10 protein-coding genes and 2 pseudogenes are annotated in these 11629 nt (G+C 60.3%); 7 read left to right on the top strand and 5 right to left on the bottom strand.

Features of this window, described 5'->3' with window-relative positions; genetic code table 11:
• The 3 genes from NMG80_RS37795 to rpoN form a co-directional block, all read left to right on the top strand.
• A partial coding sequence (locus NMG80_RS37795; RefSeq protein ID WP_495664008.1) for a T3SS effector XopP-like protein occupies positions 1-386 on the top strand: 386 nt, incomplete at its 5' end.
• A 1480-nt stretch (positions 387-1866) separates the two neighbouring features.
• Positions 1867-2400 (top strand): peroxiredoxin, encoded by a 534-nt coding sequence (locus tag NMG80_RS09480; protein WP_077379110.1) that lies wholly within the window; start codon positions 1867-1869, stop codon positions 2398-2400.
• A gap of 166 nt (positions 2401-2566) precedes the next feature.
• Positions 2567-3973, top strand: a complete 1407-nt coding sequence (gene rpoN / locus NMG80_RS09475; RefSeq protein WP_077378941.1) for an RNA polymerase factor sigma-54 — start codon at positions 2567-2569, stop codon at positions 3971-3973.
• Here rpoN and NMG80_RS09470 read toward each other — a convergent pair.
• The 4 genes and pseudogenes from NMG80_RS09470 to NMG80_RS09455 form a co-directional block, all read right to left on the bottom strand.
• Positions 3960-4592 carry a nitrogen fixation protein NifQ gene (locus NMG80_RS09470; protein ID WP_254017844.1) on the bottom strand — a complete coding sequence of 211 codons (633 nt, stop codon included), beginning with the start codon at positions 4590-4592 and terminating at the stop codon, positions 3960-3962. The two genes, rpoN and NMG80_RS09470, sit on opposite strands and share 14 nt — an antisense overlap.
• A gap of 77 nt (positions 4593-4669) precedes the next feature.
• Positions 4670-5275 carry a nuclear transport factor 2 family protein gene (locus NMG80_RS09465; RefSeq protein WP_254017914.1) on the bottom strand — a complete coding sequence of 202 codons (606 nt, stop codon included), beginning with the start codon at positions 5273-5275 and terminating at the stop codon, positions 4670-4672.
• Between the two features lie 174 nt (positions 5276-5449).
• A pseudogene (locus tag NMG80_RS09460) lies at positions 5450-5572 on the bottom strand (ferredoxin); the annotation flags it as partial.
• A gap of 42 nt (positions 5573-5614) precedes the next feature.
• Positions 5615-6832: a cytochrome P450 gene (locus NMG80_RS09455; protein WP_077378936.1), complete on the bottom strand. Its 1218-nt coding sequence runs from the start codon at positions 6830-6832 to the stop codon at positions 5615-5617.
• 1058 nt (positions 6833-7890) lie between these two features.
• On the opposite strand from NMG80_RS09455, the gene NMG80_RS09450 reads away from it, so the two are divergent.
• Positions 7891-8133: a hypothetical protein gene (locus tag NMG80_RS09450; protein WP_165848765.1), complete on the top strand. Its 243-nt coding sequence runs from the start codon at positions 7891-7893 to the stop codon at positions 8131-8133.
• A gap of 48 nt (positions 8134-8181) precedes the next feature.
• Here the strand turns inward: NMG80_RS09450 and NMG80_RS09445 are convergent, their stop codons facing one another.
• The gene (locus NMG80_RS09445; protein WP_254017843.1) at positions 8182-9243 is read right to left on the bottom strand and encodes a hemin-degrading factor; all 1062 of its coding nucleotides are present in this window, start codon (positions 9241-9243) and stop codon (positions 8182-8184) included.
• 319 nt (positions 9244-9562) lie between these two features.
• Between NMG80_RS09445 and NMG80_RS09440 the strand changes: the two genes are divergently transcribed.
• The 3 genes and pseudogenes from NMG80_RS09440 to NMG80_RS09430 form a co-directional block, all read left to right on the top strand.
• The gene (locus tag NMG80_RS09440; protein ID WP_123150887.1) at positions 9563-9883 is read left to right on the top strand and encodes a HesB/IscA family protein; all 321 of its coding nucleotides are present in this window, start codon (positions 9563-9565) and stop codon (positions 9881-9883) included.
• A gap of 168 nt (positions 9884-10051) precedes the next feature.
• Entirely contained in the window at positions 10052-11269 is a 1218-nt protein-coding gene (gene nifS, locus NMG80_RS09435; RefSeq protein WP_123150873.1) for a cysteine desulfurase NifS, read from the top strand.
• A pseudogene (locus NMG80_RS09430) lies at positions 11266-11613 on the top strand (hydroxymethylglutaryl-CoA lyase-like TIM-barrel protein); the annotation flags it as partial. The gene nifS and the pseudogene NMG80_RS09430, both read left to right, overlap by 4 nt.
• Between the last annotated feature and the right edge of the window lie 16 nt (positions 11614-11629).

Below are 11629 nucleotides of genomic sequence, written 5' to 3'. Positions count from 1 at the left end.
TGAAGACCTACCCCTTTCCCTCGCAGAAGTACCTTGAACACTTGCGGGCAGCCGAGGAGTTGGAGGCTGCGGATCGACCACGTGCGTTGAAGGGGGAGCCAGGCTCGCTGTTCGAGATCAGGCTGCAGCCCAAGGCGCTGCGTAATCGTGCAATACCGAGTCCGATGTGGGTGCACATCCATACGAACCGGCCGGTACACGCCCGCCACTTGGCAATGCTGGATGACGCAGCCTTCGCCGCTTGCCACGTCAAGTCCAATGAACAGCGCGGGCATAATCGGCAGTGGCAAGACGCCCGCGCTGCGATCGGCCACGACAACGTCGTAATCCACCGGGGCAAGCTCACTCCCGGGTTCTGCAAGTCCTTGTTGACTGACCGGGCCTAGATGTCGAAATGGTCCGGCCTGCTCGCCGCATGTTGTGGTCTCCAACCAGCTTGGCAGACCGAGGCGCGATCTGGGAGGTGCCCTGGCAGGGCGGGCAGTGGCTTGGATCGCAGGTGTGGCTGGGTTCTCGCGGTGGCGAGCATCGAGCGCGGTCTCGTTGGGTTCTCCGGGTCCTGCCCGACGCCCTGCCGACATTCAACGACGAGACGATCGAAGCAATTCGCGTGCCGGACGGGCGCTCCGTTCCGCTTCCCACCTGCCGTTAACCGAACCCCGCTTTGACGACTTTCGGTGAGTCTCGACATTTTTGTTAAATTTCGGACACAGGAAGGTCCCCGATAGAGACGCTTGGCAAGAGCAAATGGGGCCTCAAGTTTGTGATCGTCCCACCGGAGCCGAGTTCGATGCTCACCCATTCCGGATCAGGGTGCTTGCTGAAGGCGCGCGCGCTCATGATCGCTGCGCGAGGTCGTATGATCGCGATAGCTGTGCCCCGGCACGCAACAATTCGCTAGCGGCAGGCGCTATGCCGTGCCGCCGGTATGCGGACAGTGCATCGGCTTGGCCTGCCTGCTTCGCACTTTCCCATTGCGATGGGAGCGCTGAATATCCGCGCTACACAGGACATTTGTTCAGTGTGATGACGTGACGGCTATTAGCGCGCATCGGCTTACCGAAGACGTCGTCCCCGAAGCGAAAGGGTTGGTGCAGAAGCAGCTTCATCGGAAATGGCATGCCGCTTGCTACTCGTGCTTAGAGCGCATTGAACCACGAAGAAAGCACTACCGCACCATGGCTGGCACGCGAAGCTCTAAACGATCGACAAATGCGGCGCTGGTCGTCCTCGCTGAAGACCGGGACATCGTCCGGATTGGAGATTCGTCCTCGGAAGCCGCTTTGCAGAGGGAGTCCGATGTGGACACGCCAGATGATGCTCGCGCATTTGCCGTGTACCGGTTCGCATCAGCATGTCGATGGCCAAGAGGCTCCTCAACGTTTCGCCAGAGCCCACGTCGGCCGGAAATAGGCAAGTCCAGCCAATACGCTGAACCAGTTCAGCCACGCCGGTCTGCGGCGTGGAGACTCACAATTGCGACTCATATGCTTATCCCGCTTCCCGCTCCTGGCATTTCCGGTTGCCAAGAGTTTCACCCCGGGCACGAGCAGTGGGTGAATCCATGCCGGCTCCGGCGCCGTAGTCGCGGCAAGACGGATCGAGCCACTCGAAGGTGCCCTCATCCCTCACATCGACACTGTTCGGGTGAGAAAGATCTGGAGCCGCACCGTACCCATGCATCGGGTGCCGCGTCCCCTCATCCCTCACGTCGATGCCGTTCGGGTGAGAAAGATCTGGAGCTGGACCGTTCCCATGAATCGGGAGCCGCGTCCCCGCATCATCTCGCGCCCGGCACAGGACCCCAGCGCGGTAGTGCGCCAGCCCAGTCCAGTGCGGCAGTTTTTTCTAAAGGAGCAAGTTGAAATGACCGGTCAAAAGAAGGTGCCCTTCGTCACGTTTCTCACGCGTGTTCGCGATGATTCAGTCCCGGGGCCAAATCCATACCGCTGGGAAGAAAGGACATCCGACGACTACTTTGCCGGCAAGCGCGTCCTCCTGTTCTCGCTGCCTGGCGCTTTCACCCCGACCTGCTCGACCTACCAACTGCCAAATTTCGAAGATCTCTATGACGAATTTAAGAAGGAGGGGATTGACGCGATCTACTGCCTCTCCGTCAACGATGCCTTTGTCATGAATGCATGGGGGAAGTCCTTGGAGCTGCAGAAAGTCGAGTTGATCCCGGATGGGTCAGGCGAGTTCACGCGCAAAATGGGCATGCTGGTTGCCAAGGACAATCTGGGCTTCGGTATGCGTTCGTGGCGCTACGCGGCTCTGGTCAATAATGGTGTGGTGGAGCAGTGGTTTGAGGAGGAAGGTTTCTCCGACAACTGCGAGACCGACCCCTATGGCGTCTCATCCCCGCAGAACGTCCTTCAAACATTGAGGGCCGTTGCATGATCTGGTGCAGGATCGACCATGTGCAGCGGCGTTTTTGGGCGAGACCGTGCACGAAAGGCGAAACTCTAAGGCGCATCGTTTGAGGTCGATGTGACGCGTTAGAAGCCTCGACCTGCGAGAGATCCAGTTAGCCACGGCCAAGAGCTTCGTTGAAAATGAACTGACCATGAAATCATCGTTTGGCTTACTTCAGAAACAGTCTCTTGCAGCATCGCCTCAACTCATCGAGTCGATTCGCTTGCTGCAACTGACGCATGCCGAACTGCATCAATTCGTGGACCAGGAGCTCGAGAAGAATCCGCTTCTGGAGCCTGCGCCAAACGACGAGGGGCCTGGCGAAGTTGAAGGACCGAGCTGGGCTGGGTCCCCGGACCTGCCCAGGCAAGGGAAATCCCAGTCGAACGCGACCAACACCGCGCCGGGTGATCGTCCTGCCTTCGAGGAGTTTGTTGCCTTAGCCGAAACGTTGCACGACCATGTCGCTCGTCAGATCTCCCTCACTGCCTTCACACCGCACGAGCGGCTGATTGCTAATCAGCTTGCCGGTCATCTGGATGACACTGGCTACCTTCAGGTAAGTGCTTCGGACCTGGCTGGGAACCTAAACGTCGGGCTGGCCGATGTGGAACGAGTTCTGGGTATCTTGCAGCACCTCGATCCACCGGGAATTTTCGCACGAACGCTCAGCGAATGTCTTGAGATACAGTTGCGCGAACGAAACCGGTTTGACCCGGCGATGGCGGTTTTGGTTGCCAACCTTGAAATGCTTGCGCGACGCGATTTTCAGACACTGAAGCTGCGTTGCGGCGTCGATGAAGAGGATCTTCTCGACATGCTGCAGGAAATCCGTGCGCTCGACCCCAAGCCCGGAAACACATTCCAATCGGGGACGCCGGAATGCGTCATACCGGACGTCTGGGTTATGCCTGCGCACGGAGGTGGATGGCAGATCGAACTTGATCCGAACACGCTGCCCAAGGTGCTGATCAACCAGAGCTATGTCGCGGAGGTTTCAAGCCGAGCCGCCAAAAAATCGAAAGACATGACATTTCTCAACGAATGCTTGCAAAACGCGAACTGGTTAATCCGCAGCCTCGATCAGCGCGCAAAGACGATCCTGAAGGTTGCAACTGAAATCGTGCGCCAGCAGGATGCCTTTCTGCAATATGGCGTCGACTACCTACGCCCCCTCAATCTCAGGACGGTCGCTGACGCGATCAACATGCACGAGTCGACTGTAAGCCGGGTGACGTCGAACAAGTACATGGTTACCCCACGCGGGGTGTTCGAACTCAAGTATTTCTTCACTGTCGCGATCGCCTCCTGCGAAGGCGGTGACGCGCACTCCGCCGAAGCTGTTCGCCATCGGATCAAAGCGATGGTCGCCGAAGAATCGTTTGATAGCGTGCTTTCGGACGATGACATCGCTGACCGGCTCAAGGAATGCGGCATCGATCTCGCTCGCCGCACCGTCACCAAATATCGCGAGGCGATGAATATCCCCTCCTCCATACAGCGGCGCCGGGAAAAGCGCTTGTGGCGCAACGGCGATCAAAGCCTCAAGGACTCGTGACGAAAAGCGGCCCTTGAATCAGTGTGACGCGTTCTTCACATTCGCCGTCCTCCGGTCCGAAGCAACTGTCGAAATCGCTACATTCCCGGCAATTGGGCGCAGTGCATAGCGAAAACCCCTCGGCTTCACAGAGTTTGCGGTAAAAGTACTTCTTCCATTTCATGTTTTGGGTATTGCCAGCCGCCAGCATCGGAAAATGGATGGCAAGCAGGCGGTTGAGCTCGGCCCGATTGAGAAGACCAAGGTCCTGCCACAGATGGTCGTCGCCCATGGCGCGCCGGGCGACAATCTTAGCGAAGCGGGCGCTCGCCGGGTCCCCCGGCCGGGCATGCGCCAGCAGCAGGCCGCGCAGAAGTTCTTCCTCCATGCCCGGCTCAGGATCGCTGACGTCTTCCAAGGCGAAAGTTGCCATAGCGGTGGCGGACAAACTGCGGGGCAAGACCTCGCGCAGCTCGGCAAGGGAAAGGCCTGTTGACTCCGTCGCTGTCGCTTCGCCATCCTCGACCTCCTTGAGCGCACACGAGAGAACGCAGGCAAGGACATGTTCGTCGAACCCCTTCTCCGGCTCAATGGTGGGGTATTGGCCTGCGCGGACACATGCATCGTTATGGGCGGACATGGTCCCGTCTCCGTCGCAGGGCAGAAAGGCAATCCCGCCGGCCGCATCTTCACCCCTGCAGGGTGTCGCTGGGGTCGCTATAATCGCTCTTCCGCTGCAAAGATGTCATGGTCCGTCGTCCCACTGATGCGGCTCTCCCGTTCCGAAGCTGGGAAGGCATTGTCGCGAGAAGCAATGCGACGCTTCCCGAGCGCGTAGACCGGATCGTCCGGATACGGTGCTCCAGTCGGCTGTCGCTGGCCGAACCGTTCTGCCTCAAGCACCGCCGGTGGGATCTGCTCCTCGATCCAATCGTAGACAACGGTCCGTTCGGCGATCCGCCACTCCCCTTGCCTCTTTTGAAACAGATCGCAGTAGCGCCCGCATAGAAGCATCTGGCGTACTTCTCCGTCTTGGTCCGGTCCGCGTTGCAGCGCGGTGAAATAGCTCTCGACTGCGGCCTCTGCCGCGCTGATGAATTCGATCAGGATGTTCGTGATCTGATGGATGTTGCGCGGTCCGGTCTTGAAGACATCGAGCGCAAACCGAATGAAGCCCTCGGCCGGGCCGCGATACGGCCCGTGGCTGTCATGGGCGTCGGGCCAGTACGCGCTGCGCAGCATCGCCTCATCGGCGCGGTCTGTCCCGCGGCAATACCGATAGAGGCAGTCGCGGATCGCCTCGCGGTCGAGCAGTTCGACGATTTTCGCTTGGCCCGTCGGGTCTGTCGCAAATTCGGCGGTTCTGACGTGCTCCGGGACCTCTGTCTTCGGTTTGGGGGTGGCCTCCGAAGCGATTCGCGCAGCGGGTGGATCGTCGATTTCCAGCGCAAGTTCGGGGCAGGATCGCACTCCATCCGACGCAAGCAGTTGCTCCCCGTCCGCAACCTCAATGTCACCGGCGAGGATGTAACCCGCCTCATCCAGCTTGAAGACTGCCGGCGCTCGCGCCGCGCATTGCGCATGACCCTGACATCTGGCTTGGTGAACGATGATGCGCAAGGCGACCTCCAACGTCTGTGCCCGGCTCAGGCCGGGCTAGGTTTAGGCCCAGTCCAGGATCAGATTTTCTATCCCGAACAGTTGGCCGCCATGGGTGATGGGTGCCGTTCCCTCCTTGATCCGAAAGGGCGGCAGGCGCGCCAGCCACTCCTCCAGGCCAATGACAATTTCCCGCCGGGCGAGATGTGAGCCAAGGCAACGGTGGGGACCATAGCCAAAGGAGGCGTGGCGGATGCCTTCTCGCGTCAGATCGACCGTGTTGGGGGCTTCGAATTCCGCCGGGTCACGATTTGCAATCATCGTGGCGCAGGAAACAAAGTCCCCCTTGCGGATCGGCGCGCCTTCGAAGTCGATATCTTTCCGTGCCACGCGGATCATATGGACGCTCGGAAAGGCGCGCAGCAGTTCTTCGGCTGCGCGCACGATCCGGTCCGGTTCTTTTCGGAGCAATTCCTGATCTTCCAGGTTTCGCGCGAGATAGGCCAAGTCAAAGCCTATGGCTGTAGCGACCGTGTCGAGCCCCGCCACCAAAACGAGCACGCCAATGCCACGGATCTCCTCGTCTGTCAGCCCGCGGCCCTCGACCTGCGCCTGCACAATGAAGCTCATGAAATCGTCGGCGGGCTTTTTGCGGCGCATCGCCGCCAGCTCGTCCACGAACGCCACAATCGTCCGAGCCGCCGCCGGCCGTCTCACATCATCGCCGTGGAGCAGATCTTTCGCCCAGGCAACAAACGTCTCAAGACGGTGCTCCGGCAGTCCGATGAAGCGAAGGAAGATGCTGACTCCGAAAGGGTAGGCGAAATCCTTCATCGCGTCGCAGCTTGTGCCCGACGAGGCGATCCTCGTGATAAGCGTTATCGCTCGCTCGCGGATGGCGGGCTCCAGTTCCGTTACACGCTTCGGCGAAAAGAGCGGATTGAGCAATGAGCGAAAGACTGCATGGGAAGGGGGATCGAGTTCGAGCGGGATCGTCGGCCAGTCTTCGCCCAGCGCAGATGCGAAGATGTTGCGATGACTGGAAAAGTTTTCGGTCTCCTGCAGCACCCGGCGCTGATCTGCGGCGCGAGTGATGACCCAAGCACCCTGCCCGGTACGCGTGTTCCAGGGCGAATAAAAGATTCGCGGTCCGGCATGCACGCAAGCGACGGCTGCGTGCGGGTCGCCGTTGGGCGTCGGTGACATGCCTGGCGACGCAAAAAGGTTGAAGTCGCCCACCATTTCCGGCGGGACATGATCTGGAATCGGGTTGGTCGCCATCTGGTTCTCCTGCGTTCAGGCGTTTACGCGCTCGACTGAGATCGCAAGGCTGTTCGTCACCGCTGAGCTCCGCAACGCACTGCCGACATCGCCTCCGATGACAATATCGAGCAAATTGCGTGCCGAATAAGCGCACCATTGGCGCTGCTCATATCTGCGTTGTAGCGGCCCTTCTGAGGCTACCCTTGGTAGGAATTTCGACATTCATGACCGTTCCAGACACGACAAGGTTTGCGGAATAGAAAGCTAACGAGGAGCCGAGTCAAAGAGGCTAAGTATCGAATGAGGTCACCTGCGAGAGAGGGTGTAGGCTCGGCGGTAGCGAAGCCGCTCGCGAGCGCGCCCTCCACAAGCGCTGTAGCGAGCGAGCGGCTTCGCGTCGTCATCGACACTTCGCCGGTAAGGTCGGGTTGCTGACCCAACTGATTCGAAGGACGATCGATGACCGACGACATGGTGAACCGGCGCGCTCGTGGAGAAGGCTCCGGATCGCGATCTCTTGCGCGAGATGGATTGGATTGCCGTCGAGCGGCTGAGCGAGCCGGAGACGGGCCGCGATCGGCCGCGCCTATGGCAAGAACAAGGTCCACGTCCGCCGGCGCCGAGGCCATCGGGGCGCCGCAAATAGCTCACTGCCGAGATCGGCAGCCCCACATACTTCTGCGTCAGGATCACATCGGCCTGGCGATGGCGATCGCCTTGTCGGGCATCTGCTGCTAGCCGGAGAAATCCTCGACCGCCCTGGTCGCACCGGCAACCCAGCGGTTGACTGCTGTGTTGGTGCTCTTGGCAAGAATCTTAGCCGCGCTTCGCCGGTAGCGCGAACAGGATGCGCTAAGCGTTCTTTGATGATGCGGGCTGCCGTGTTCAGCTTTGCATCCGTCTGGGACGCTAGCTTTTCGGGCTTGGCATTAGACGCGAAGGGCCTTGCCGGCGAAGGTTAATTCGAGGATGCATTTGTGGAGGCCGTCCTCTGGAAACTTGACGGAGGGACCAATCGACTTCATTTCGACCAATTCCTCCCGCCCGCTGCCGTACAGGGCTGGGATGTTGGACAATTGACCGACAATATGCCCTTCCGCGGGCAGCTGATGCATTTGCCTACATTGGGCTGCTTTACCGCGGAGTTCCGGTTGTGGCTCATCGCAACGGGAGCAATGATGGCGATCCTCGCCAGGCGCGATGGCGCCCTCGGGAATGGCGCCTCCGATCGAGGCGATCCGCGGCGGGCCGCAAAAGACAGCTGTGCCCTCAATGGCCGCCTCGGCAGGCAGGCTGGTGGTCAGCAGAATCTAGAGTAGCGGCGCGGACGCCGACCGAAACGGAAATCAATATGCATCCGCCTCGCCTCAAGCGGCGGTTGAACGGGGAATGCGCGGCAGGTTCTCGGCCAGTAGCCGCCAGTCGTGGCGCTCGGGTTCGCCTTCCTTGCGCGTCCCGAAGAACTGGATGATCATCTTGCCGTTGGCGCCATAGGCTTCGAGTGACGTGACGTGACCGTCCCTGGTCGGCTTGCGCACGGCCCAAACCTCACGGATGTGGTGGGCCCTGAGATGCAGGTGGAAAGTCTCGTCGAGCACATTGATGCAAGGCCCGATCTGCTTGACCGACTTGATAGGGCCGGAATGAATCTGGATGCAGCCACGATTGCCGACGAAGCACATGATCGGCATCTCGTCCTCGGCCGCACGATGGAACATGGCGCCAACGGCAGCATTGTCGAGCAGCCAGGCGTAATCCTGGCCGACCATGCGCACCGCCTGGCGGCGGCTGAGGTTCAGGGCCTTCAGCATGCCGAAGAACTGGTGCACGTCGGTCAGCCGACTCCAGTGCTCCCGTAGGTCATCGACCGTAGCGGCTTGGTCCGGAATCCTTGCGTCATTTTCGGCTGACCTCCCCTTAACCGACACGATCGGCTCCTGGGTCGAGGATTGGAGCTCGTCTGTCAGTTTTTGATAGGCATAGAGGTTGGAGAACGGTCTCAGATGCACCTTGTGCACTGCCTCGCCTGCGGCGTCGAAGAATTGCAGGCTGCGGTGGATCTCCCCGCCATCGCGGGTCTCGACGGCAAAGCCATGTGCCCACAGGTTCGGGAAGATGCGCAAATCAATGTCATTGCCGAGCACCATGGCGTGATGCTTGCCGGTGAACACCTTATCGTAGATGCCTATCTTCTCATGCACGGCACTGGCATTGCGGGTCAGCGCCATCACCTCGCCAACCGCCTCGAGACCGGTTAGCACATCCTTAACGCGGGGCTCGATGCGCACCGTGCCAAAACCGCAATGTGCCGCGAAAAGCTCCGCTTCCGAAATGCCCATTTGGGCGGCGAGATCGCGTTCGCGGATTTTGGGGCTGTCTTCGCGTGCCCGCCGGATTCTCTCCGGCGACGGTTTCTCGCGCTGGTGCATGTCTTCACCCCTGCTTGCGCATACTATCGGTCGGGCGTCTTCGCCCTCGCCATAAAGAGCTCAAAAGTCGTGCCAATTGCTCGAAGCGTCTCGGAAACCCGGCTTACGAGCCAGTTCAGAGGGAACTCGAGCCCACCCCCCTGTGGCGGTCTCGACAAATCCGACAATACGTGTCGGTTGCCCAACGCCTTCGCGGCAACAGCCGAACCAGAATCGTCGCCGCGTTGGCCATGTCGCACTGTCCGGAAACGATTTTTCCCATTGGCACGGTCTATGCACGGTGATCCGCGAAGTGTCACGCACCGAGGAGAAGCGAGCGATGATTACGCTCACCGACAAGGCCGTTGCCGCCGTCAAGACCGCTCTTTCCGCCGCTAGTGAGCCGGCAGAAGGCTTTCGCATCATGGTCGAGGCCGGCGGCTGCTCCGGCTTCAAATACTCGATGGGCCTGGAGAGCGTCCCGCGCGAGGGCGACGCGATCATCGAGACAGATGGGATCAAGGTGTTCGTAGACGCCGGCACCCAGCCGCATGTAGCCGGCATGGCCGTCGACTTCGTCACGCGTCTCGAAACCTCCGGCTTTGTCTTCGACAATCCGAATGCGAGCGGGAAGTGCTCCTGCGGCAAGTCCTGTAGTTGATTGCCGAAGAAGGAGAGAATGCGCCTGAGGTGAGCTGGTCGGTGCGATGGCGGCCCAATCTGCGGGGCACCTGCACCGCTTCTGGATCGTCTCCGCCAGCAACGGCATGCGCAAGGCTCGATGCAACCGGGTTGCGCCTCCCTTCCGCACCATTGAGGACCACAGCCCATGAAAGTTGTCTATCTCGACAACAACGCAACGACACGGGTCGATCCTGAAGTCTTTGAAGCGATGTTGCCGTTGCTTACGGATCAATTCGGCAACCCTTCGTCGGCGCACGGTTTTGGCGCCCTTGCCGGTGCCGCGCTGAGAAACGCGCGGCGCCAGCTGCAGGCGCTGATCGGCGCGGAGTTCGACGACGAGATCACCTTCACTTCGGGTGGAACGGAAAGCGACAATGCTGCCATTCTTTCGGCGCTCCAGGTGATGCTTGACCGAACAGAGATTGTGACTTCCGCCGTCGAACATCCGGCCGTTCTGACGCTCTGCGCGCATCTCGAGGAGACGCGCCGCGTCAAGGTGCACAGGATCCCGGTGGATTGCCAGGGCCGGCTTGACATTGACGCTTACCGGGCCGCGCTCAACCCGAACGTGGCAATCGTCTCGATCATGTGGGCCAATAACGAGACTGGTACGATCTTCCCCGTCGCCAAGCTCGCCGAATTGGCCAAGGAAGTCGGCGCCCTTTTCCACACTGATGCCGTGCAGGCAGTCGGCAAGCTCCCGATGGACCTGAAATCGACCGCTATCGACATGCTGTCGCTCTCCAGCCATAAATTTCATGGACCAAAAGGGGCCGGTGCACTTTTCGTCAAGCGCGCTGTGCGCTTTCACTCCCTGATCAAAGGGGGTCACCAAGAGAGCGACCGGCGTGCGGGCACCGAAAACACGCCCGGCATAGTCGGGCTCGGCATGGCAGCCGAACTCGCCTTGAAATTCATGGATGAGGAGACCCCACGGATAAAGTGGCTCCGCGACCGGCTGGAGAACGGGCTTGTCCAGCGTGTCCCAAACACCTTCGTCAACGGCGATCCCCTGGAGCGCTTGCCGAACACCGCAAGCATCGGCTTCGAGCGTATCGAAGGCCATGGAATCCTGCATCTCCTCGACCGCAAGGGCATCGTCTGTTCCTCGGGCTCCGCCTGCACCTCCGGCTGTGCCGAGCCGAGCCATGTCCTGAGCGCGATGAAAATGCCATATGGGGCGGTCCGCTTCTCCTTCGCGCGTGACAACGACCAAGAAGACGTGGACCGGGTGCTCGAGGTCTTGCCTTCAATAGTGGAGAAGCTGCGCGACGCTTCGACTTCTGAGCCGGATAGCCGGGGTGCCGAAGACCTTCATTGCGTTCCAGGTCTAAGCGGCAGAAGAACCGGCCACCATTCATGATCAGTCAGGTCTTTCTCGACGATACGACCCTGCGCGACGGCGAGCAGGCACCCGGCGTTGCCTTCACGGTGGCGGAAAAACTTGCGATCGCCGAGTCGCTTGCGGCAGCCGGCGTGCCTGAGATCGAGATCGGCACGCCGGTCATGGGCGCCGACGAGATCGACGCAATTCGCGCCGTCGCGCGGAGTCTCCCGGTGCGGCTCACGGCCTGGTGCCGGATGACCTCACAGGACCTCGATGCAGCGGTCGAGAGCGGCGTCCGCGCCGTCAATCTTTCGTTGCCCGCATCGGATATCCAACTTGCCGCCAAGATCGGCCTCGATCAGGCAAGAACGCTCCAGATTCCGCTGTGCCATGGGC

The sequence above is a fragment of the Mesorhizobium escarrei genome (assembly GCF_935825525.1).
GTDB lineage: Bacteria > Pseudomonadota > Alphaproteobacteria > Rhizobiales > Rhizobiaceae > Mesorhizobium > Mesorhizobium escarrei.
The sequence above is the reverse complement of the archived record's forward strand: the minus strand, read 5'-3'. Positions and strand labels throughout refer to the sequence as shown.

Coding starts and splice junctions, on each gene's coding strand:
- NMG80_RS09480 (WP_077379110.1), top strand. CDS start 1,867: ATGACCGGTCAAAAGAAGGTGCCCTTCGTCACGTTTCTCACGCGTGTT.
- rpoN (WP_077378941.1), top strand. CDS start 2,567: ATGAAATCATCGTTTGGCTTACTTCAGAAACAGTCTCTTGCAGCATCG.
- NMG80_RS09470 (WP_254017844.1), bottom strand. CDS start 4,592: ATGTCCGCCCATAACGATGCATGTGTCCGCGCAGGCCAATACCCCACC.
- NMG80_RS09455 (WP_077378936.1), bottom strand. CDS start 6,832: ATGGCGACCAACCCGATTCCAGATCATGTCCCGCCGGAAATGGTGGGC.
- NMG80_RS09445 (WP_254017843.1), bottom strand. CDS start 9,243: ATGCACCAGCGCGAGAAACCGTCGCCGGAGAGAATCCGGCGGGCACGC.
- NMG80_RS09440 (WP_123150887.1), top strand. CDS start 9,563: ATGATTACGCTCACCGACAAGGCCGTTGCCGCCGTCAAGACCGCTCTT.
- nifS (WP_123150873.1), top strand. CDS start 10,052: ATGAAAGTTGTCTATCTCGACAACAACGCAACGACACGGGTCGATCCT.